Source organism: Blautia wexlerae DSM 19850, from assembly GCF_025148125.1.
Taxonomy (GTDB): Bacteria; Bacillota; Clostridia; order Lachnospirales; family Lachnospiraceae; genus Blautia_A; species Blautia_A wexlerae.
This window is the reverse complement of sequence record NZ_CP102267.1, coordinates 3,196,510-3,219,798: the sequence shown is the minus strand read 5'-3', so window position 1 is coordinate 3,219,798 and position 23,289 is coordinate 3,196,510. Positions and strand designations below refer to the sequence as shown.

Here is a 23,289-nt window from a genome sequence, read left to right as displayed (position 1 = left end):
GCCTTTTTCTATAACACAAACTGGACTATAATAGTTATATAAAGGAGAACTAAATGGAAGAACTGAAATTTCTGGAGGAGCAGCAGGTAGCCCCTGAACTGATAAAGAGAGTAGAAGAATTCCGCAGCCGGTATGAGGTGGCACCGGAGACCGTAGACAGGATTGTGAAACCATCCATTCCATTTTACGGAAAAGACATTCTGGAAATGGCCATTGCCGGACTGCTCAAAGGGGAGAATCTATTACTCACCGGTCCGAAGGCAACAGGAAAAAATATCCTTGCAGAGAACCTGGCATATATTTTCAACCGTCCCGCGTACAATGTTTCTTTTCATGTAAATACTAACAGCGGAGATCTGATCGGCACAGACACTTTCGTGGACAACGAAGTTAAGCTTCGCAAAGGAACTATCTATCAGTGTGCAGAATACGGTGGTTTCGGAATCCTCGACGAGATTAATATGGCAAAGAACGATGCAGTTTCCGTTCTTCATGCAACTTTGGATTATCGCCGTTCCATCGATGTTCCGGGCTATGACAAAATTGATCTTCATCCGGCTGCCCGTTTTATCGGAACCATGAATTACGGTTATGCAGGAACCAAAGAACTCAATGAAGCGCTGGTATCCAGATTTCTGGTCATAGACATGCCGGCTCAGACTGAAGAATCCCTGGAATTTATTTTCCGCCGGATGTTCCCGAATATAAAAGAAAACGCCAGAACACAGTTCATCGGAGTATTCCTGGATCTTCAGCTCAAAGCCACAAACAGTGAAATTTCCACCAAACCTCTGGATCTGCGAGGTCTCCTTGCAGCCATGAAGATTGTAGAAACCGGACTTTCTCCGAGAAAAGCAGTTACTATGGGAGTGGTGAACAAGACCTTTGACATTTTCGAGAAAGAAATCGTAGAGGATATTGTGAAAACCAGAATTCCGGCAGACTGGACAAGGGATGATGTATATGAAAGATGAGAAAATCGTAGAAATCGACGATTATCGTCTGGAACTGGAAAACAGGATCCGCAATCTCCTCTGGACTATCAGCGGGGATTACACGTTAAATATGAAAGTAGACGTTTCCCTGTATCTGCGCTCAAAAGCAATCGCTCTGTATGACGGCATCAAGCAGGGCGCTCTGGCAAAATATTATGACAGAAATCTGCTGGGTTTATATCTGGTAAAAAAAGTTTTCTGCCAGGCAGGAGAGGGAGAACTGACTGCAGTAGCACAGCTATGTGTAGAAGAAGCAATCGGGGACAAAATCTGTCAGGAACGTCCGGGAGTCCGGGAGATGCAGAAGGAAGCATTCGAGGATATCCTGGATCAGGAGTTTGAACGGATGCCCGCATACGGAGATATTCTTGGCCGATTGAAGATTGCCATCCTGCGTGACCGTTTACAGAATGGAAACCATTATGTAGAAGAGCGTCTTCGGGAAATCCGCGACATGGTTTACAAAGCCAGAACAGCTGCAGACACTATAGAATTGATCCGTATTATTGACAGTCTTTACAACACTATCATTGATCCGAATTTTGAGAAAGATCATGGAACACTGGAACAGGTTATGGCAGTCACCCTGGAAGAACTGACAGAATACGACTGGGAAGATTTTCTTACAGAAGAACTTTATGAGGAAGCTCTGGAGAGTTACATCGAACAGATGACAAATAAGATTACGGACATGGAAGACACTGCTGTCACTGAAGAAATGGAAAAACAGCGCCAGACCAAACACAAAATTACAATTCTCACAGAGGAAGAACTTGAGAAAGCATACACCTATGTTGAGTTGAATTTCGGAAAAACTTATCTCACTCCTGCAGAAGAGAAGCGAATGAATTATCTGATGTGCAGGGAACTTCACAGGGACTGCAGCCTTTATTTTACAGAAGGAATTCTCAAGAATCCGGTGAAACGAAATTATCAGTACGAATATGCAGTGCGATTAAAGAATAAGAATATCTGGCTCTACCATGACAAACACAGGATTGTAAAGCAGAACATCGCATCCCTTACAGACCTTTTGCGAAAGACACTGGTGCTGAAAAGCGAGACGCAGGAAGTACTGTCAGACAGAGGAACGATCATTCCGTCCAGACTCTGGCGTGTGGGCAGAAGCAGTGAAGCAAATCTGTTTAAAAGAGAATTGAAATCTGATGCATCTGATTTCGTAGTAGATGTGCTGATCGATGCCAGCGGTTCCCAGATGTCCAGGCAGGGAGATGTGGCATTACAGGCTTATATCATCAGTGAAGCATTAAGTAATGTAAACCTGCCTCACCGTGTCATGAGCTTCTGCACATTCTGGGACTATACGATCCTTCACAGATTCCGTGAGTACGATGATCCACAGTCAGCTAATGAAAATATTTTTAATTATGTAACTTCTTCCAATAACAGGGATGGACTTGCTATCAAAACCGTAGGATACGGTCTGCTTCAGAGATCTGAGGAGAAAAAAATCCTCATTGTATTAAGTGATGGAAAACCATACGATGTCATTGTAAACAGACCTCACGCAAAGAACCCGGAACCTTATATGGGAAAATATGCGATCAATGATACTGCTACAGAAGTGAGGCACCTGCGAAACCTTGGAGTAAGTGTTCTGGGAGTATTTGCGGGGGAAGAAAAGGATCTTTCCACAGAAAAAAAAATATTTGGCAAAGATTTCGCATATATCCGGGATATTTCGAATTTTTCCAGAATTGTTGGGAGATACCTGATTAAACAGTTGGATTCAGATGAATAGACTGATAAAACAGGGCAAAAATATGCTGTTTGAGCGTGCTGATATGTTAAGAGATTATCAAGTTAGCACGTCAATATGGTAAAGTGCATAAAAAACCAGTTTTTTCACCTTGCCTTTTTGTATAAATTTCGCTATAATGTTCTATGTTTATAAATCAATACAAAAGGGAGAGGAAATCATGAACGAAAACAAAGAGTTCAAACCGTATATTCCGGCTGACAAGATCACACCAGAATTTACGGTGACATCCATCATCATGGGTGTTATCCTTGCAGTCATCTTCGGTGCAGCCAATGCTTATCTTGGTCTGCGTGTAGGTATGACTGTATCTGCTTCCATTCCGGCAGCAGTTATTTCCATGGGCGTAATTCGCAAGATCATGAAAAAGAACTCCATTCTGGAGAGCAACATGGTCCAGACAATCGGTTCAGCCGGTGAATCACTGGCAGCCGGTGCAATTTTCACAATGCCAGCTCTGTTCCTTTGGGCAGAAGAAGGACTTTGTGAAATGCCGGGTATCGTGGAAATCACATTAATCGCACTTTGCGGTGGTGTTCTTGGTGTACTTTTTATGGTACCACTTCGTAACGCACTGATCGTAAAAGAGCATGCAACACTTCTTTATCCGGAAGGAACTGCCTGCGCAGATGTTCTTCTTGCAGGTGAAGAGGGTGGTGCAAACGCTGCGACAGTATTCTCAGGTATGGGAATCGCAGCGATCTTTAAATTTGTCGTTGACGGTTTAAAGGTAATCCCTGCAGACGTTGCAGTAGCATTTAAAGGATTCAAAGGTGAAATTGGTATGGAATGCTATCCTGCACTTCTCGGTGTTGGATATATCGTAGGACCAAGAATCGCATCCTTTATGTTTGTTGGTTCTCTTATTGGCTGGATGGTGCTGATTCCGGTAATCTGTCTGTTCGGAGCTGATACAGTTATGTATCCCGGAACAGAAACAATTTCTGCTCTTTATGCAGCAGGCGGAGCATCTAAAATCTGGAGTACTTATGTAAAATATATCGGAGCAGGAGCTATCGCAACAGGTGGTATTATTTCTCTGATCAAATCCCTGCCTCTGATCATTGCAACCTTCCGTGATTCCATGAAGAGCATGAAGGGTGGCAAGAATACAAGTACAGAAAGAACTGCACAGGATCTTCCAATGAACGTTATCCTGATCGGTATTGTGGCAATGGTTGCGATCATTTGGCTTGTTCCGGCTATCCCGGTTAACCCGATCGGTGCGCTGATCATCGTAATCTTCGGCTTCTTCTTTGCAACTGTATCTTCCCGTATGGTTGGTCTTGTAGGAAGCTCCAACAACCCTGTATCAGGTATGGCTATCGCTACTCTTCTGATCGCAACAATGGTTATCAAAGCATCCGGCAATACCGGTATCGACGGAATGAAAGCAGCAATTGCTATTGGTTCCGTAATTTGTATCGTAGCAGCGATCGCAGGTGATACTTCACAGGACTTAAAGACAGGTTATCTTCTTGGTGCAACTCCTAAGAAGCAGCAGATCGGTGAGCTTATCGGTGTTGTTGCTGCCGGTCTTGCTATCGGTGGAGTTCTTTATCTTCTGAACACTGCATGGGGATACGGAAGTGCAGAAGTACCTGCTCCTCAGGCTACTCTGATGAAGATGATCGTAGAAGGTATCATGGGCGGCAAGCTTCCATGGACACTGGTATTTATCGGTGTATTCCTTGCAATTGGTCTGGAAATCTTAAGAATTCCGGTTATGCCATTTGCTATCGGTCTTTACCTTCCAATCTACCTCAACGCTGCTATCATGATCGGTGGTGTTGTTCGTATGTTCGTTGACGGAAGAAAGAATGTTGATGATAAGAAAAAAGAAGAACAGGCAACAGACGGTACACTTTACTGTGCAGGTATGATCGCAGGTGAAGGTCTTGTAGGTATCCTTCTTGCAATCCTTGCAGTAGTAAACGTAAGCAGTGTATTTGATCTCTCCGGAAGCATTAACCTTGGTAATGCAGGCGGCGTGATCCTGATGTTACTTATGATCTTAAGCCTTCTGAAATTCAGTATCTGGAACAAGAAGAAAGCCTGATCAGGCGGAGATGATAATATTTAAATGAGTAAAAAGAAAAAAGAATTACAGATCAATTATCTGGATCTCATTCCTGAGCGCAGTGCACAGCTTCGCTGGCATACTGATATCAGGGGGAGAATGGTGCTGGAAATAGAGAATAAGGGCGCGTTTAACACGATCGCCCAGAAACTGTTTGGAAAACCCAGATATACGAAGATACATCTGGATGACAATGGTACATTTATCTGGCCACTCATAGATGGCAGGAAGACAGTGGAAGATATTGCTGCACTGGTAAAAGACGAATTTGGGGAGAAGGCAGAGCCTTTATATCCAAGGATCGTTAAATACTTCCAGATAATGGAGAGTTATCATTTTGTAAATTTTATCAATAAGCCTGAAAAATAAGGTAAGAATAAGAGCGGGAGCAGTCCTTCATGGATTGCTGCCGTTCTTGTAGTTTATGGAAGAATAATTACGGCACAGTGATAAAGCGGTATCTCTGGCTGATATTCATGAAAGCATAAAACAAATATTATTTTTACAGAATACAAGGAGGCGAATGAATGAAGTTAGTAAATGGAAAAAGATCACAGCTTCTGGAATATCTGATGATCATAGCAGGAACCGGATTAATGGCACTGGCGATCAATTCCGTATTTGATGCATCAGGTATGGTAACCGGAGGCTTTTCAGGTATCGCGATCATTATAAAAGCAGGGAGTCAGGGAATCATTGACGGTGGTATCCCTCTCTGGGTAACAAATATGGGTTTGAACATTCCACTGTTTCTGATCGGATGGAAGATTAATGGATTCTCCTTTGTAAAAAAAGCTTTGATGGGAGAAATTGCTCTGTCCACCTGGCTTGCCATAGAACCTGTATGGAATCTTGCTGGCAATGATCTTCTTCTTGCCGCACTTTACGGTGGTGTGATCCAGGGTGTGGGAATCGGTCTTGTCTTTCTGGGCGGTGGAACAACCGGAGGAACCGATATGATGGCAGCTATCATCCAGAAATATCTGCAGCACTATTCAATCGCACAGATCATGCAGGTAATAGATGCAGGCGTTGTACTGGTGGGTATGTATGTGTTCGGCATCCACAAGGCACTCTATGCGATTATTGCGGTATATCTGGTGACAAAAGTATCTGACGGTTTGATTGAAGGTCTGAAATTCTCAAAAGCTGCCTATATCATTACAGCAAAGCCAAAAGAAATAGCAGATATGATCATGAAAGATCTGGACAGAGGTGTAACAGGCATCAGTGCCAGAGGAATGTACTCAGGACAGGATAAACTGATGCTTTTCTGCGTGGTAAATAAAAAAGAGATCGTAATGCTTAAAGAAAAAGTAGATGAAATTGATCCGGAAGCCTTTGTGATAGTGACAGATGCCAGGGAAGTTCATGGAGAAGGTTTTATTGAAAAAAAGTAACACAAAAAAATATATAAAAAATTGTAAATTTTTTTCTCTTTCCTCTTTCATTTTTGGTAAATATATATTAAAATACAATACAGGTATAAGGTTTTATGGTTAAAACGGAAAATAAACACTATAGGATGAGAAGGGATTAAAATCAGATGATATCGAATCAGGTGCTTCAGAATACTCTTGAAGGGTTAAAAGAGATTTCCAGAACAGAATTTTGTGTACTAGACACAGAAGGTAAAGTGCTTGCAAGTACTTTTGCAGATTTTTCCATTGCAACACAGGATGTACAGGCTTTCGTAGAATCACAGGCCGACAGCCAGCTTGTAAAGGGGTTCCAGTATTTTAAAGTCTGTGATGACTATCAGTTGGAATATATACTGGTTGCCCATGGCGACGATGAAGATACTTATATGGTCGGCAAGCTCGCCGCTTTTCAGATCCAGAATCTGATCGTAGCGTACAAAGAACGCTTTGACAAAGACAGCTTTATCAAGAACCTGCTTCTTGACAATCTGCTCCTTGTTGACATTTATAATCGTGCGAAGAAACTGCACATTGAGGCAGATGTCCGCCGCGTAGTCATGATCCTTGAAATGCCACAGGAGAAAGACCACAGCTCCATGGAAAGCGTGAAGAGTCTTTTCGGTGGTAAAAGTAAAGACTTTATCACAGCAGTAGATGAGAAGAGTATTATCGTAGTCAAGGAACTTGAAGATGGTGAGAATTATCCTGAGATGGATCAGCTTGCACATACTATCCTTGATACTCTTGGAATGGGAAATGACGGTAAGACACATATGGCATACGGTACTATCGTCAATGAACTGAAAGAAGTATCACGTTCCTATAAAGAAGCCCGCATGGCTCTTGATGTAGGTAAGATTTTCTTCGGAGATAAAGAAGTGATCGCATACAGCTCTCTGGGAATCGGACGACTGATCTACCAGCTCCCGATCCCACTCTGTAAGATGTTTATCAAAGAAATCTTCGGCGGCAAATCCCCGGATGACTTTGACGAAGAGACTCTGGTCACAATTGATAAGTTCTTCGAGAACAGCCTCAATGTTTCAGAGACATCCAGACAGCTTTACATCCACAGAAACACTCTGGTCTATCGCCTCGATAAACTCCAGAAGAGTACAGGTCTTGATCTCCGCGTTTTTGAAGATGCCATTACATTCAAGATTGCACTCATGGTAGTACGTTATATGAAATATATGGAAACACTGGAATACTGATATATTATAATAGAAGGAAAACTTTCAATGCCTGCCACAGCTTTAATTGCTGCCGCAGGCATTTTTGACCTTTACAAATCCAGCCTTGCAGTGTATAGTTAGAAATCGAGATTGCAATTGATAAGGTATGCAATATCCTGAGACATGCAAGCCAAAATTCCATTGCCGCAGGCAATTTGGAATGAATGTTGACTGCATTACTGTGAACATTCTATGAATCCTCAAAAATCTCTTGCAATCCCCAAAAACATACATTACAATAATGTTACAAATCCATTAACCCATTGGAGGAAAAATCTATGATAGATCTTATAGATGTAAGCAAGTCCTATGGTCCCGGCCTTCCGGCAGTGAACCATGCGAACTTACATATAGATAAAGGTGAATTCGTCTTTGTAGTAGGAAACAGCGGTTCAGGAAAAACAACCCTGATCAAACTTCTTATGAAAGAACTGGATTCCACATCCGGCCAGATCATCGTAAGCGGTGAACGTCTGGAAGGAATGAAACACAGAAGAGTAGCCAAATACCGCCGTAAGCTGGGCGTAGTATTTCAGGACTTCCGTCTTCTGAAAGACAGAAATGTATATGAGAACGTAGCGTTTGCCCAGAGAGTAGTCAATCGTCCCACAAGAGTAATCCGCAAACGTGTCCCGGAGGTGCTTCAGGAAGTTGGACTTGCTGTCAAATACAAATCCTTCCCGGATGAACTTTCCGGTGGAGAACAGCAGAGAGTTGCACTGGCAAGGGCGCTGGTTAACCGTCCGGATATCCTTCTGGCAGACGAGCCTACAGGAAACCTGGATCCGAAGACTTCCGAAGAAATCATGAAGCTTCTGGAACAGATCAACGACAGAGGAACCACAGTCCTTGTTGTAACACACAACAAAGAGATCGTAAATGCAATGAAGAAACGTGTAGTTACTATGCATGAAGGTTCCATAATAAGTGACGAGAAAGAGGGAGAATATCATGAGGCCTAGCACAATATGGTATACCCTGAAACAGGGTATCAAGAACATTAAGAGAAACTGGATGTTTTCCCTGGCATCTATCATTACCATGGCTGCCTGTATTTTTTTGTTTGGCATTTTCTTTTCTATCGTGAATAACGTAAACAATGTTGCTCATAAAGTAGAGCAGGAAGTCCCGATCACAGTATTCTTTGATAAAGGAACAACGAACAAACAGATCAAGGCAATCGGTAAGAAAATTAAGGAACGCCCGGAAGTAGAGAAAATTGAATTCACATCCGCTGATGAGGCATGGGAAGAATTTAAAGAGACATATTTCCAGGGATCTGAAGCGGCAGACGGATTTAAAGATGACAATCCGCTTGCAAACCAGGCAAACTACAGTGTATACATGAACGATATCACGAAACAGTCAGAGCTGGTTTCTTATATAGAAGGGCTGAAACATGTACGTCTGGTAAATCAGTCCGAGGAAGCAGCCAAGACACTGGGAAATGTCAATAAACTGGTTTCCTATGTTTCCATTGCAATCATAGCATTATTACTTATCATTTCTATTTTCCTGATCAGCAATACAGTATCTGTCGGTATTGCAGTTCGTAAGGAAGAAATCGGAATCATGAAGTACATAGGAGCGACCGATGCATTTGTAAGAGCTCCATTCCTTCTGGAAGGCATTGTGCTGGGAGTTATCGGTGCTGCTATACCGTTGGTCGGACTTTATTTCTGCTATAATGCAGCGGTATCCTATATTCTGAACAAATTTAATGTGCTGACCGGTGTGGTTGATTTTATCCCGGTATGGCAGATTTACCAGACATTGCTTCCTATAGGACTGGCACTTGGAATCGGAATCGGACTGATCGGAAGTTTCTTTACAACAAGAAAGCATTTAAGAGTATAATAAAAAGCAGATAAGCATGAAGCTGCCGGAACAATGATATCATATCATAAACCGGCGGCTTTTTTTACAGGAGTGTAGACATGAAAAATAAAGAATTTTGGAAAGGTGCAGTAGCAGGAGCACTGGTTGTGACGTGCATCGGTACAGGTGCCTTTGCGGGAACAGGTCTTGCAGCAAAAGGAACAGCTCTTGGTGATCGCAAGTGTACATCAAAGCTGGTATATCTTGAGGAGCTGATCGACAGATATTATCTGGGAGATAAGGATGAAGAAAAGCTTCAGGAAGGGCTTTATGCAGGTCTTCTCTATGGGCTGGATGATCCTTATTCCAGATATTATACAGCAGAGGAATACGATTCTGAGAATTCTTCCAATGAGGGAAGCTATGTGGGGATCGGCATTCTTATGGAGAAGAACAAAGAAGGCGGAGTAAAGATTGTTGAATGCTATGAGGGCGGTCCCGGAGAAAAAGCAGGACTGGAGGAAGGGGACATCATCAGTGCCATTGACGGGGAAGATATCACAGAGGATGAAGTATCTGATGTTGCAGACATTGTCCGCAATTCAGATAAAGACAGTGTGGTGCTTACTGTTCACAGAGAAGGTGCAGAAGATGCCATGGAAATCACAGTCCCTGTCACAGATGTGGAATTACCGTCTGTTTTCCATGAAATGCTGGATTCTAAAATCGGTTACATCCGCATTACACAGTTTACAGGCGTTACCGGCGAACAGTATCAGGAAGCTTTTGATGACCTGCAAAAACAGGGAATGGAGAAAATGATCGTGGATCTCCGCGATAATCCTGGTGGACTTCTTGATTCTGTCTGTGATATCCTGCGGAAAATCCTTCCGGAAGGACTGATCGTTTACACCGAAGATAAGGACGGAAACAGAGAAGAGGAAAAATGTGATGGCAAAAACGAACTCCGGATTCCGCTTGCAGTCCTGGTAAATGAAAGCAGCGCCAGTGCATCAGAGATTTTTGCCGGTGCAGTGCAGGATTATGGTATTGGAACGATCGTCGGAACAACCACTTTCGGAAAAGGCGTGGTACAGTCCATCCGCCAGCTCTCAGACGGAAGCGCCATTAAACTGACTGTTGCCAATTACTACACTCCAAAAGGAAACAACATCAACAAAACAGGAATCAAACCTGATATAGAGGTTTCTCTGGATACCCGTCTGCTGAATAAGAATAAAGACGAGATTACTCATGAGGAGGATAATCAGCTGCAGGAAGCGATTAAGGCAGTTGAGAAGGAAAAGTAGTTGTTTGGCTGATAGTTTGATGCTATACTGTATGTAGCTGTATTTATAATAGAAGTGTTTTTATTATAGATGAAAGACCCATTGCTGAGCAGGCAGCGGATTTTGCTTTGCAACTGCGAAGACACTGAACAGTTAATGGGCAGAAAGTGAAAAATATCAGAAAACGAGAGGGCGACAACATGAGCGAATATGTGATCACCACCGACAACAATTCAGATCTTCCGGAGGAATATCTCAAAGACCATGGAGTAGGCTGCATGTATCTCAGTTATTCCATGGATGGAAAAAATTATACACATGGAAATTTCCTTCCGGAGCATGAATTTTATGAGGCAATGAGAAACGGTTCCATGCCAACCACAGCACAGGTAAATCCTGAAAATGCAAAAGCACTGCTGGAGCCTTACCTGAAAGAAGGAAAAGATATTCTTCATATTGCATTTTCCTCTGCCTTAAGCGGTACATACAATAGCAGCCGTATCGCAGCAGAGGAACTGATAGAGGATTATCCGGACCGCAAGATCATCGTGGTAGATTCTCTTGGCGCTTCCCTTGGTCAGGGGCTTCTGGTTTACCTTGCACAGGAGAAGAAAGAGCAGGGAGAAGATATGGAGACAGTTGCGAAATGGGCAGAAGAGAACAGGCTTCATATGGTACACCTTTTTACAGTCAACGATTTAAACCACCTATACCGCGGAGGCCGTATTTCCAGAACTACTGCAGTAGTAGGAAGCATGCTAAATATTAAACCGGTCCTTCATGTAGACAACGACGGAAAACTCACTGCCATCGGAAAAGTCCGCGGCCGTAAAAAATCCCTTCAGGAGCTGGTAAAGCTTATGGATGAGAAAATCGGCAGCTATCATGACACCTGCCATACCATCTTTATCAGTCATGGCGACTGCGAAGAAGATGCAAATTATGTGGCAGAGAAAGTAAAAGAAAAATACCAGATCAACACGATTATCATGAATCAGGTAGGAGCCACCATCGGCGCTCACTCAGGTCCGGGAACAATGGCGTTGTTCTTTGTGGGAGATGAAAGATAAATTAGTTTTTGCAAAATGGTTTCATGGTATCATTATCCTGCGGGAAGATAAATGATACTGTGGAACCATTTTTGATATTACAGGAGAATTTTATGAAATTATTAAAAAAAGCATTCGCATTCACATTTATATTTATGCTGAGCGTTTCAGGACTGACAGGATATCAGGTAAACGCCTCAGAGGAGCAAAAACATCTGGATATCCTCTTCACCCATGATCTGCATTCTCATTTGAACAGCTTTCAAACGATTGTAGACGGGACACAGCAGGAGACCGGCGGGTTTGCCCGGCTGAAAACATTGATCAATGAGCATGAGAAAGAGAATACAGATACACTCATATTGGATGGCGGAGACTTTTCCATGGGAACTCTGATACAGACTGTATATGACACAGAGTCCGCCGAATTGCGGATGCTTGGATATCTGGGCTGTGATGTGACAACTCTGGGAAATCATGAATTTGATTACGGCTCCGATGGTCTGGCAGATATGCTGAACGCCGCAGTCAGTTCAGGCGAAAACCTTCCCAGGATGGTTGTGTGTAATGTGGACTGGGATGCAATGAAAAAAGCCGGCTTCAGTGAAGGACAGAAACAGATTTATGAAGCATTTCAGACATATGGAGTAAAAGACTATACGGTAATTCAAAAAGGTGATGTAAAGATTGCAGTACTGGGTGTTTTCGGCAAGGATTCTCTGGATTGCGCTCCTACCTGCGAGCTTCTTTTCAAAGACCCGTCAGAAGCAGCCAGAGAAACAGTAGAGGAAATAAAAAAGAACGAAGATGTAGACATGATCGCCTGTGTATCACACAGCGGAACATGGGAGGACGAAAAAGTATCAGAGGACGAAATCCTTGCAAAGAATGTTCCGGACATTGATCTGATCGTCAGCGGACATACCCACACACAGTTGGCAGAACCAATCCTGCAGGGAGATACCTGCATCGTATCCTGTGGAGAATATGGGAAAAACCTGGGAACACTTTCCATGACTCAGAAAGAGAATGGACGGTGGGAAACGGATACCTATGAGCTTGTTCCGGTTACGGATGAAATCAAAGCAGATGAAGCCACACAGAAGAAAATAGATGAATTGTCAGATACTGTTGATATCAATTATCTCTCCAATTTTGGTTATACCAGAGAGGAAATTCTGGCAGAGAATGATATTGAATTCAACAGCCTCAGTGAGATGGAAACAAAGCATGAGGAGTTAAATCTGGGAGATATCATATCAGATGCTTATGTATATGCAGTAGAGAATGTAGGAGACTCTGACGGAGAAAAAGTAGATGTTGCAATCGTACCTGCAGGAACTGTAAGAGATACTTATACAAAAGGCAATATAACAGTGGAGCAGGTATATAATTCCTTCTCGCTGGGAACAGGAAAGGACGGACTTGCGGGTTATCCTCTGATCAGTGCATATTTAACGGGAAAAGAACTGAAAACAGTGGCAGAGGTAGATGCCTCAATTTCAGATTTTATGACAATAGCCAGATTATATTGCAGTGGAATGAATTTCACCTATAATCCCCACCGCATGATCTTAAATAAAGTAATAGACTGTTATCTGACAGACAAGGACGGGGAAAGGGAAGAAATACAGGACGATAAATTATATCATGTTGTCACCGACCTGTACACAGGCCGTATGCTTGGCTCTGTTCTGGACAAATCCTATGGTCTGATATCCATCGTCCCCAAAGATAAAAACGGCAATCCCATAGAGAATCTGGAAGATTATGCAGTCATGGATGGAAAAAAAGAACTGAAAGCCTGGGCTGCAATTGCAGAGTATATGCAATCCTTTGAAGACACAGACAAAGACGGAATTGCAAATGTGCCGAAATATTATGATACAACACACGAAAGAAAAGTTATAGACAGCAGCAAAAACATCATAAATCTGATAAAACATCCGAATAAATTTGCCGTAGCGATTGTCGGGATCTGTATTGTGGCTGTTGGGGTGATTCTGCTGTTAATCTTTGGGGTTGTAAAGATTATCAGAAGAAGGAGATAGCATTTTACTATAAACATTGCATGATCAGTTGCTCTATCAGGAGGGTAAAGGGCGGATATGTGAAAAGCTATTTTATAGTGCAGACTATACAAGGATTTTGGACAGGGATTCTATTTGACAGATATTGAAGAACAGGCACAAAAGATGGCAATAAGAGTAGCCAGAATTTATAGAAAAACGCCAACTGTAAATGTTTATGAGATAGATGATAATATGGCATTGATATGGGGGTTGGTATATAATAGTAATTGTTTACTGAATGAGCAAAAAAATAACGAAAAGAGGAAGGTACATAATGAAAGTATTAATGCTCAACGGCAGCCCGAGAACAAAAGGAAATACATTTATTGCATTAGAAGAAATGAAAAAAGTATTCGAAGTAGAAGGTGTAGAAGCGGAAATTGTACAGGTAGGCAATAAAGATGTAAGAGGATGCATTGCCTGTAGACGTTGTGTGGAACTTGGCAAATGTGTTTTTGATGATGTGGTGAATGAACTGGCACCGAAATTTGAAGAAGCAGATGGAATTGTGGTTGCCAGTCCGGTATATTTTGCTTCAGCGAATGCTACACTGATTGCCACCCTTGACAGACTGTTTTTCAGCACATCTTTTGATAAAACAATGAAAGTGGGCGCAAGCGTGGTCTGTGCAAGACGTGGAGGCTGTTCAGCGACTTTTGATGAGCTGAACAAGTATTTTACCATATCAAACATGCCGATTGCGGCCAGCCAGTACTGGAATTGCATACATGGACGCGAACTGGGAGAAGCTGACAGGGATGAAGAAGGAAAGCAGACCATGCGTGTACTCGCCAGAAATATGACTTTTCTGATGAAGAGTATCGAACTTGGTAAAAAGCAGTTTGGACTTCCGGAGAAGGAAGAACGTGTATTTACTCATTTTATCAGATAGAGCTTCCTGAGTGCTTTTAACAACCGTAGCAAGAATTCCCTCACCTCTATAGGGACGCCACTGAAAAACTGTTTTTGTATACTATATATAGTATCTTAAAGTTGATTGATGTACTTTATTTTGCGCTAATTTATACGCAAAAAGGACTTTTTCAGTGGCCTTCTATAGGTGATGGGATGAATTGCATATTCGAGCATGTCTGCTCAAATTCATAAAAAATCGCAAAAACACTTGTTCTGATACAATAAATATATTATAATAGAAAAAAAGAACAATATGCTCTTGGAATTTGGACGGTCGAAATAAGCAATAAGTGAGTGTACATAATGAGTTTAGATAATAATTCTCATTCAGTGTTTTTGTTTGATTCTGGTTATGAAATATAGCAGAAAGATGCTGGACGATAAGATGTCAGAGAGAACAAAAGAAATCTTTGAAATATAGCACCTGTTGAAACAATCCATCAGTATATAGAGAGTCAGGGTGAGAAAGATAAACCGGGCAGTAAAAATAAGGATCTATCCAAATAAAGAACAGATAACCCAGATAGAGAAGACGATCGGCTGCAGTCGTTTTCTCTATAACCGGATGCTTGCGGATAAGATCCGTCATTATCAGGAAGAAAAAAAGATGCTGAAAAATACGCCGGCCGGATATAAAAAAGAATATCCATGGCTGAAAGAGGTAGATTCTCTTGCGCTGGCGAATGTACAGTTAAATCTGGAAGGGGCTTTCCGGAAATTTTTCCGGGAACCGGGAGTGGGATTTCCGCATTATAAATCAAAAAAACATTCGCGGAAATCCTATACAACGAATATGGTAAATGGGAATATCTGTCTGCAGGACAGGTTCCTGAAACTGCCAAAGATGCAGCCGGTAAAAATAAAACTCCACCGTATGATCCAGGAGGGATGGAAGCTGAAATCAGTGACTGTGAGCAGGGAACCGTCCGGAAAATATTTTGCCAGCCTGCTGTTCGACTGTGAAAACCAAACAGTGGAGAAAAGACAGGCGGAAAAATTCCTGGGGATGGATTTTGCCATGCATGGGATGTGTGTATTTTCTACCGGTGAAAGAGCCGGATATCCCATGTTTTACCGGAATGCAGAGAAAAAACTTGCCCGGGAACAGAGAAAACTTTCCAGATGTGAAAAGGGCAGCCGTAACTATCAGAAACAGAAGAAAAAGGTTGCTTTATATCATGAAAAGATAAAGAACCAGAGGAAGGATTTCCAGCATAAGCTCAGCCACAGCCTTGCAGAAGACTATGACGCAGTATGTGTGGAGGATCTGAACCTGAAGGGGATAGCCGGAGGCCTGCATTTCGGAAAAGGGATACAGGATAACGGATACGGTCAGTTCCTTTCCATGCTTGGATATAAGCTGGAAGAACGTGGAAAATATCTGATAAAAGTAGACAGATATTTTGCATCCAGTAAGATATGCAGCGTATGCGGACATAAAAAGAAAGAGCTGGCATTATCAGAACGGATATACCTATGCGAATGTGGAAACCGGATGGACCGGGATGTGAATGCGGCGGTCAATATTCTGAAAGAAGGAAAAAGAATATATAAAAAATGTGCATAATAGCACAGAAAAGATCCGTAACCGGATAAAAAAAGAACCGCGGGACACGCGGGGATAGCCTGTTTTAGCTTTGCCCTGAAGGGCAATTGAGCAGGAAGCTCCCACTTCAAAATCTGTAAGATTTAAGTGGCGAGAGCATGTCACGAAATTTGATGAGATGCGTACAGAAATGTATAAAAGGCGTTTCTTCTGCTCCTGCGGGAGAGGATCTGACACTTCATCTTGGTCTGGATATTACCGGTTCGGAGACAGATAAGATTGATTTTGGAACCCCGGTAATGGAGGCTGTTAAAGACTTGAGGAAAAACGGAGGCTTGTCAGAAAACTCATGGATAACTTCCGGAATCCGCCAGCAGGAATATGAGTCCTATTATGCGGATAATGGTTCTCTTTTGTTTATCGGAATCTTTCTCGGTTCTCTTTTCCTTATGGGAACAGCTATGATTATTTATTATAAACAGATTTCCGAAAGATATGAAGATCAGAAACGATTTGAGATCATGCAGAAGGTTGGATTAAGTCTCGGGAGGTCAGAAGTTCTGTCCGCAGACAGATTCTGATGGTATTTTTCCTCCCGCTGTTAATGGCAATGCTTCATATTACCATGGCATTTCCAATGATCCGCCGGTTACTTTTACTTTTCGGAATGACGAATACGAAGCTGTTTATTGGATGTACGGCGGGAACAGTATTGATCTTTGCTGTTGTGTATGGGTTGATTTATCTTATGACGGCGCGTTCTTACTATCATATTGTAGAACGCAAATAAATATCAGGGTCAGAAGATTCTTAGATCATTCGTGTTTATACGATGAGATTTTGGAAACTTCTGACCCTGATATGTTTATTTATATTTTATGATTAGATAGAAATTTTCAGTCAAAAAGAATGAGCGTATTAGAGCGTGTTTGAAAAATCATTCAGCATTCCTTTTTGAATGTCAATCGGAAAATTTCAGGGAAAGGCTCTGTTGTTGAGAATGAAGTAAACAGTAACGTTATCTGCACTTCAGCCTTATATTTCCACTGTCAGTCTGGATCACCAGATTTCCGCCCGTTCCTTTTTGTGTGTAAGAAATATCACAGTCATCTTGGTCTTCCACCATCTTACCGGTCAGCGCATCATCTACATTGATATCTCCCATATCAGTATTCACCTGTATGTTCCATGTGCGCATCACGTCTTCTTTACCAATAAAACAAAGATCACCCATATCCGTTTTCACTTTCAGATTATTGAAATCACAATTTTTAAAAAATACATCTCCTGAATCCGTCTGAACGGCTCCATTTTCGATTTCGCATCCATTCAGCAATATATTGCTCATATCCGATTTAATATCTGCAAGCTTCCATTTCTGACCTTCCGGCACGTAAATTGTTACCACATTTTCATCTGTAGTAAGTGTTCCTTCACCCAAAAGACCCGACAAAAATCCGATATCAACATGATAATAAGTCTTCCCATCATTGTTATTTTCCTGAATCCTTAATTTACCATCCTTTACCTGATAACTGATCGGATCCTTTTTCTGATCGGATGCCCGATAAGAAATATAACAGTACTGATCATTTGAATTGACTACTTGCAAATTCATATCTGTCATGGAGATGTCTGCTGAGTCGAAATCATCAAGCTTTGTTTTCTTAAGAACCATCTCATTATCGCTTTTTTTTGCAGCTCCATCCATTTTGTTTAAATCCGCTGATTTCACATATTTACTTCCACCGCTCGCAACACCGATGCCCGTCAAAGCTGTACCACATACACAGCATCCGACTCCTACTGCAAGCCATGCCTTTGCCCATCTTTTCATCGTTCTAACCTCTCTCTCTTTCTGCCAGTGATCCGGCGTACCAGCTTCGCAATTAGCATGCTGCTCCATTTACATAGATATACGCACAACAGTACACCAAGGATGCCAGCGCCCACAGCCAACAGCCCACTTCCTGTAAGCATTGCAAAACCGCTCATAGAAAACGGGACTGCCAGTATACCGCGGACAAGGATTTTCCCGCCAATAAGCATCAGACATAAAACTACACATAACAAAATTGCAAATACACACACAACTAATGCAAGAACGACTGCAGCAAATGCTGCCAGAAGCGGAGCTCCTACCGGTGCTGCAAATAATACCAATAGCGCTATCCATACCACATGTTTTCCGGAACCTTTCTGTTCTGCTCTGGTCTGTCCATCTGTTTCATAATTCTGATGAGCTTCTATTTTCTTATTCAGAAGATTCGCCATCAGTTCTCTGGCAGCCTCCTTCGGCGTACCAAGTTCTTTCATCAGTTCTTCTGCTCCTTCCTCATCTGTCTCCTGAAAATACTCGGTAAAATATTCCATTGCATCTTCATAGTCCTGTCTCGGAAGCTTCCGCAGATATTTATGCAGCTGGTTTAAATATTCCTCTCTGCTCAACCTCTTATCCTCCCTTCAATAATTCCATCTACAGTGTCTTTGTAGATTTGCCATTCATTGCTCAGATATGCAATCTGTGCCTTGCCTTCTTCTGTAAGGGAATAGTATTTTCTCTTTCTTCCCTGATACTCCTGCGAATAGGTAGTCAGATATCCTGCACTTTGTAACTTCTTCAATATGGGATAGAGCGTAGATTCTTTAATGTCAGCAGCCTTCTTCACTGTCTGACTGATCTCATAGCCATAAGAATCCCTGCTTTCTACCACTGACAGTATCATATATTCAATCAATAATGCTGATACCGGAAAATACATGGAATCACCTCCTGGTATATATGTAAAATATTTATATATATAAATTTTATATATACTATACTTCGATGCTACCACAATGTCAATACATATATAAAATTTTTATATATATTTTTCGGAGTTCAATCGTTATGGTATCTCTGGACAATTTGCAATGGATTTCTGATATCAAACTATTCATTTGACTATCTTTTGGAGTGTGTTTGAACATATCGGTATTTCGTGGAGTCTGACTCCAATATGCAGGACCTCATGTGGTCATAAAAATATGCGCATCAGCCGTAAAACTGATGCGCACATAAAAATTATTTTACTGTAACTGTAATCACTTTATATACACCATTCTGTGCATATACCCATATCTTACAGTTTCCTTTTCTCATAGCTTTGATTACACCATCAGATGTCACAGTTACTACTTTTGTATTACTGCTTTCATAGTAGAGATTTCTGTGGTGTTTGATTTTTTTGTCTTTCTTTATTTCTATAGCTGTAATCTGAGCAGTTTTACCTTTCTTTAAGGTTACTTCTGTATCATTCTTCTTATTTCCAATCTTTATAATGGAAACAGCTTTGGCTACGCCGTATTTTCCATCCTTAGTTATTGAATGTACTGCTACGGAGGTACCTGTGATTACTTTCTTTCCATCCACCATCTTGTAAGCCTTTACAATGTACTTGTAGTAAGTTGCTTTTTTCAGCTTAGTGGCGTACAAATCAGAACTTCTGAATCAGCGGATGTTCTCGGTAGTACATCCTGGTGAAGTTCAGGAATTTCTGCATATTGTCACTGATATATTTCCCCTTTTTCCATATCATTCCGATCTTTATGCGGATGGGTGGACTGAGGGGAATTCCTTTTATGCCGGAAGAGGCAAATCTGTCGGTCATGCTGGAATAGAGAAAACTTCCATATTTACAGGTCTTTACTAGCTGCAAAATCGTATAAATCTGGCTGCTGCGCATGACGATATCCGGAATGTAACCGTCCATTTCGAAACGTGTTTTCAACAACTGGTTCTGTACGGAATCAGCATTGAAAAAGATTAAAGATTCTTTAGACATTTCTTTTGTGGTAACCACTTCTTTGTCTGCCAGTCGGTGGTCATCACTTACACAAAAAACAACCTGGTCGTTGGCAAGGAGAGCCTTGTTAAACTTATCAATATTATACTGTTCCATATTTACCAGAGCCAGATCCAGAGTGTCGTCCTGTACCAGATTGCAGGCACGGACAGAGCCATATTCCTCCAGAACAACAGCGATTTCCGGATATTGGTCATGAAATGCGATGAGAAGCTCAGGAAAAAAGACGGTGCTCAGCATAGGCGGAATTCCGATACGAAGAGGGGGCTTTACTCTCGCCATACTGGAGTAATCTGCCTGAAGCTCGGTGCAGTACTGAAGAATGTAGGTAGCTTTGTTATAAAGCTCTTCGCCTTCTTCGGTAAGAATCAGTCGGTTTCCCTTCCTATAGAAAAGGCTGATGCCGAATTCAATTTCCAGGTCGCGGATAGCAACGGACACAGTGGGCTGAGTAACGTATAATTCCTCGGCTGCCTTGGTGATACTGTGGCAGCGGCTTGCTGTGCAAAAGTAACGGAGTTGGTTAAGTGTCATAAGTAAATACCTCTAAGTTCGTTCTATATGTCATTTCTATAGCAATTGCAGTATTTTCTGAAACTGCTTTAAGTTATCTTCAAATAAAAAATACCATATACCTATCATAATTTCCATATTTATTTCTAAAGTTTTTTTTTAATGTAGTAATATTGCATAAAAAAAACCTGCTAAAATTGAGATTATAAAAATTTTTTATGGGGATATGCAACCCATTAATTTGTTTTTTTATACGTGCATGATTTATAATAAACTCATCAAAGGAAACGTGCACGGCCGGTACCTTTCAAGAGAGATTAATAAAAAAGACGGATAAGTAAGACAAAAGCGAAGAGCAAAATAAAAAACGAAATCACAGAGAAAAAGTGAAAGGAGATCAATAAAATGTCTCAACAAACAATCACACTGTTATTTCTTGTGTTTACGATCATTAGTTTCATCCTCGAAAAGATACCACTTGGGCTTACAGCTTCGATCTGTGCAATCGGATTGACACTCACCGGAGTAGTGGATGTATCTACAACGTTTTCACAGTATGTAAACAGTAACGTAATCCTTTGTGTTGGCATGTTTGTAGTAGGCCAGGCACTATTTGAAACAGGAATGGCAAATAAAATCGGAGGTCTGGTCACCAGATTTGCCAGAACAGAAAGAACATTGATTATTGCAATCATGGTAATCGTAGGTGTGATGTCCGGATTCTTATCAAACACAGGTACAGCAGCAGTGCTGATCCCTGTAGTCTGTGGAATCGCTGATGAATCCGGCTATTCAAGAAGCCGCCTTTTGATGCCACTGGTATTTGCAGCAGCGCTTGGCGGGAATCTTTCCATCATCGGTGCACCCGGAAACCTGATGGGTGTAAACGCACTTCAGGAAATGGGGCTTTCCACAAGCTTTTTCATGTATGCACCGGTGGGAGTCCCGATGCTTCTGGTAGGAATTATCTACTTCGTTTTCATTGGATACAGATTTCTTCCGGATGGAAAAGGGGCTGTAGGGGCAACTGTTGAAAAACAGAAAGATTTCAGTGATGTACCGAAATGGAAACAGACTGTTTCACTGGTAGTTCTGATACTTGTGATTCTTGCAATGATTTTTGAGAAACAGATCGGAGTCAGCATTGAGATTTCTGCATGCATCGGAGCAATCATTCTGGTGCTGGTTGGAGTTCTTTCAGAAAAAGAAGCACTGGCTTCCATTGATCTGAAAGTAGTATTCCTTTTTGGAGGATCTCTTACACTTGCCAAAGCCCTGGACACAACAGGTGCCGGTGAACTGATAGCAGATAAGATCGTAGGACTTCTGGGTGCAGACCCGAACCCGATTGTGCTTCTTCTGGTAATATTCATTGTAACCTGTGCACTGACAAACTTCATGTCAAACACGGCCACAACCGCACTGATGATCCCAATTGCAGTTTCTCTGGCAAACAACCTTGGTGCGGATCCGAGAGCTGTTGTTATCGCAACTGTTATCGCAGGCTCCTGTGCATATGCAACACCGATTGGAATGCCTGCAAATACTATGGTAGTAGGACTTGGAGGATATAAATTCAAGGATTACGTGAAATCAGGTTTACCGTTGATTCTGGTATCCTTCGTGATCTGTATGATCCTTTTGCCTGTTCTGTTCCCGTTCTATCCGTGAGAGGATAAACCATATGAGACGGAAGATTTTCCGCTTAATGTAAATGTATCAATAGAAATAAAGCAGAAAACATGCTGCTTTAGATAAATAACCCAAAATTAAAAGCCAAACAACCCTAAACCATTGAATGATCAGGAGGTAAATCATGACTAAGGAAAATGGAGTTAAAGTATTAACAGACATGGTAGCAGATTTTGTTGCCCACATTGGAAAAAAATTACCGGACGACGTAGTAACAAAACTGGAAGAGCTTGGTTCTCAGGAAAGCGCAGCACTTCCAAAAGTACTTTATGAGACAATGACTAAGAACCAGGGACTGGCTGTAGAGCTGAACCGCCCAAGCTGCCAGGACACAGGAGTTCTTCAGTTCTGGCTGAAATGCGGAACTAATTTCCCGTACATCAACGAGCTGGAAGCCCTTTTGAAAGAAGCTGTTGTACAGGCTACTTTTGCAGCACCATTAAGACATAACTCTGTAGAAACTTTTGACGAGTACAACACCAAGAAAAACGTTGGAAAAGGAACTCCGACTGTATGGTGGGACATCGTTCCAAACAGTGATAAATGTGAGATTTACGCATACATGGCAGGAGGCGGATGTACTCTTCCGGGAAAAGCAATGGTACTTATGCCAGGTGCAGGATATGAAGGCGTTACCGATTTTGTTCTTGATCAGATGACAACTTACGGACTGAATGCTTGTCCTCCGCTTCTTGTGGGTGTAGGTGTAGGAACATCTGTAGAGACAGCAGCCCTCAACTCCAAGAAAGCACTTATGCGTCCGATCGGTTCTCACAATGACAATGCAAATGCAGCAAAAATGGAGAGGCTTCTGGAAGACGGAATCAATGCAATCGGCCTTGGACCGCAGGGAATGGGCGGAAAATATTCTGTAATGGGTGTTAATATCGAGAATACAGCCCGTCATCCGTCTACAATCGGTGTAGCAGTAAATGTAGGCTGCTGGTCACACCGCCGTGGTCACCTGACCGTAAATTCTGACCTTACAGTAACCTGTGATACACATTCCACATGGAAATTCAACGCATAATCGGAGGGA

Annotated in this window: 23 protein-coding genes; 18 read left to right on the top strand and 5 right to left on the bottom strand. The window is 41.9% G+C overall.

The genetic code is table 11. The features are described 5' to 3' along the window. Window positions 1–53 precede the first annotated feature (53 nt). From NQ550_RS14960 to NQ550_RS14885, 16 genes are all read left to right on the top strand, one after another. Window positions 54–974 (top strand): AAA family ATPase, encoded by a 921-nt coding sequence (locus tag NQ550_RS14960; protein WP_025579700.1) that lies wholly within the window; start codon window positions 54–56, stop codon window positions 972–974. Further along, window positions 964–2,757, top strand: coding sequence for a cobaltochelatase CobT-related protein (locus NQ550_RS14955; protein ID WP_025579699.1), 1,794 nt, complete (start codon window positions 964–966; stop codon window positions 2,755–2,757). Before NQ550_RS14960 ends, NQ550_RS14955 begins: the two co-directional genes overlap by 11 nt. A gap of 178 nt (window positions 2,758–2,935) precedes the next feature. Continuing rightward, window positions 2,936–4,834, top strand: coding sequence for an OPT family oligopeptide transporter (locus tag NQ550_RS14950; protein ID WP_008707353.1), 1,899 nt, complete (start codon window positions 2,936–2,938; stop codon window positions 4,832–4,834). Between the two features lie 24 nt (window positions 4,835–4,858). Then, entirely contained in the window at window positions 4,859–5,224 is a 366-nt protein-coding gene (locus tag NQ550_RS14945) for a PqqD family protein (protein ID WP_008707355.1), read from the top strand. Window positions 5,225–5,382: 158 nt separating this feature from the next. Next, window positions 5,383–6,255 carry a YitT family protein gene (locus NQ550_RS14940; RefSeq protein WP_025579698.1) on the top strand — a complete coding sequence of 291 codons (873 nt, stop codon included), beginning with the start codon at window positions 5,383–5,385 and terminating at the stop codon, window positions 6,253–6,255. A 146-nt stretch (window positions 6,256–6,401) separates the two neighbouring features. Continuing rightward, entirely contained in the window at window positions 6,402–7,490 is a 1,089-nt protein-coding gene (locus NQ550_RS14935) for a PucR family transcriptional regulator (protein ID WP_008707357.1), read from the top strand. A 299-nt stretch (window positions 7,491–7,789) separates the two neighbouring features. After that, a complete protein-coding gene (ftsE, locus tag NQ550_RS14930) occupies window positions 7,790–8,473 on the top strand; it encodes a cell division ATP-binding protein FtsE (protein ID WP_022380148.1) in 684 nt (227 codons plus the stop codon). Beyond that, window positions 8,463–9,368, top strand: coding sequence for a permease-like cell division protein FtsX (ftsX, locus tag NQ550_RS14925; RefSeq protein WP_025579695.1), 906 nt, complete (start codon window positions 8,463–8,465; stop codon window positions 9,366–9,368). Before ftsE ends, ftsX begins: the two co-directional genes overlap by 11 nt. Before the next feature lie 80 nt (window positions 9,369–9,448). Then, complete coding sequence (locus NQ550_RS14920) at window positions 9,449–10,639, top strand: S41 family peptidase (protein ID WP_025579694.1); 1,191 nt, start codon at window positions 9,449–9,451, stop codon at window positions 10,637–10,639. 179 nt (window positions 10,640–10,818) lie between these two features. After that, window positions 10,819–11,688: a DegV family protein gene (locus NQ550_RS14915; RefSeq protein WP_025579692.1), complete on the top strand. Its 870-nt coding sequence runs from the start codon at window positions 10,819–10,821 to the stop codon at window positions 11,686–11,688. A 92-nt stretch (window positions 11,689–11,780) separates the two neighbouring features. Continuing rightward, window positions 11,781–13,718 (top strand): bifunctional metallophosphatase/5'-nucleotidase, encoded by a 1,938-nt coding sequence (locus tag NQ550_RS14910; protein ID WP_029677072.1) that lies wholly within the window; start codon window positions 11,781–11,783, stop codon window positions 13,716–13,718. 114 nt (window positions 13,719–13,832) lie between these two features. Further along, window positions 13,833–14,138, top strand: a complete 306-nt coding sequence (locus NQ550_RS22620; protein WP_226852910.1) for a DUF3990 domain-containing protein — start codon at window positions 13,833–13,835, stop codon at window positions 14,136–14,138. Further along, window positions 14,026–14,631, top strand: a complete 606-nt coding sequence (locus tag NQ550_RS14900; RefSeq protein ID WP_226852912.1) for a flavodoxin family protein — start codon at window positions 14,026–14,028, stop codon at window positions 14,629–14,631. The genes NQ550_RS22620 and NQ550_RS14900 overlap by 113 nt, the downstream gene beginning before the upstream one ends. Window positions 14,632–15,114: 483 nt before the next feature. Continuing rightward, complete coding sequence (locus NQ550_RS14895) at window positions 15,115–16,221, top strand: RNA-guided endonuclease TnpB family protein (RefSeq protein WP_330671055.1); 1,107 nt, start codon at window positions 15,115–15,117, stop codon at window positions 16,219–16,221. A 137-nt stretch (window positions 16,222–16,358) separates the two neighbouring features. Continuing rightward, on the top strand, window positions 16,359–16,781 hold the full coding sequence (locus NQ550_RS14890; RefSeq protein ID WP_025579222.1) for a hypothetical protein: 423 nt from the start codon (window positions 16,359–16,361) through the stop codon (window positions 16,779–16,781). A 23-nt stretch (window positions 16,782–16,804) separates the two neighbouring features. Then, the gene (locus NQ550_RS14885; RefSeq protein WP_243151981.1) at window positions 16,805–16,990 is read left to right on the top strand and encodes a hypothetical protein; all 186 of its coding nucleotides are present in this window, start codon (window positions 16,805–16,807) and stop codon (window positions 16,988–16,990) included. A 228-nt stretch (window positions 16,991–17,218) separates the two neighbouring features. On the opposite strand, the gene NQ550_RS14880 is transcribed toward NQ550_RS14885, so the two are convergent. The 5 genes from NQ550_RS14880 to NQ550_RS14860 form a co-directional block, all read right to left on the bottom strand. Then, entirely contained in the window at window positions 17,219–18,037 is an 819-nt protein-coding gene (locus tag NQ550_RS14880; RefSeq protein WP_025579219.1) for a DUF4097 family beta strand repeat-containing protein, read from the bottom strand. Continuing rightward, window positions 18,034–18,648: a DUF1700 domain-containing protein gene (locus tag NQ550_RS14875; RefSeq protein WP_025579218.1), complete on the bottom strand. Its 615-nt coding sequence runs from the start codon at window positions 18,646–18,648 to the stop codon at window positions 18,034–18,036. Before NQ550_RS14875 ends, NQ550_RS14880 begins: the two co-directional genes overlap by 4 nt. After that, on the bottom strand, window positions 18,645–18,962 hold the full coding sequence (locus NQ550_RS14870; protein ID WP_025579216.1) for a PadR family transcriptional regulator: 318 nt from the start codon (window positions 18,960–18,962) through the stop codon (window positions 18,645–18,647). The genes NQ550_RS14875 and NQ550_RS14870 overlap by 4 nt, the downstream gene beginning before the upstream one ends. Window positions 18,963–19,264: 302 nt before the next feature. Then, window positions 19,265–19,675 (bottom strand): Ig-like domain-containing protein, encoded by a 411-nt coding sequence (locus NQ550_RS14865; RefSeq protein ID WP_025579215.1) that lies wholly within the window; start codon window positions 19,673–19,675, stop codon window positions 19,265–19,267. Window position 19,676: 1 nt separating this feature from the next. Continuing rightward, a complete protein-coding gene (locus tag NQ550_RS14860; RefSeq protein ID WP_025579213.1) occupies window positions 19,677–20,579 on the bottom strand; it encodes a LysR family transcriptional regulator in 903 nt (300 codons plus the stop codon). A gap of 384 nt (window positions 20,580–20,963) precedes the next feature. Here NQ550_RS14860 and NQ550_RS14855 point away from each other — a divergent pair, with 384 nt between their 5' ends. Next, window positions 20,964–22,229, top strand: coding sequence for an SLC13 family permease (locus tag NQ550_RS14855; protein ID WP_025579211.1), 1,266 nt, complete (start codon window positions 20,964–20,966; stop codon window positions 22,227–22,229). A gap of 145 nt (window positions 22,230–22,374) precedes the next feature. Then, entirely contained in the window at window positions 22,375–23,280 is a 906-nt protein-coding gene (gene ttdA / locus NQ550_RS14850) for a L(+)-tartrate dehydratase subunit alpha (protein WP_025579210.1), read from the top strand. The last annotated feature ends 9 nt before the right edge of the window (window positions 23,281–23,289 follow it).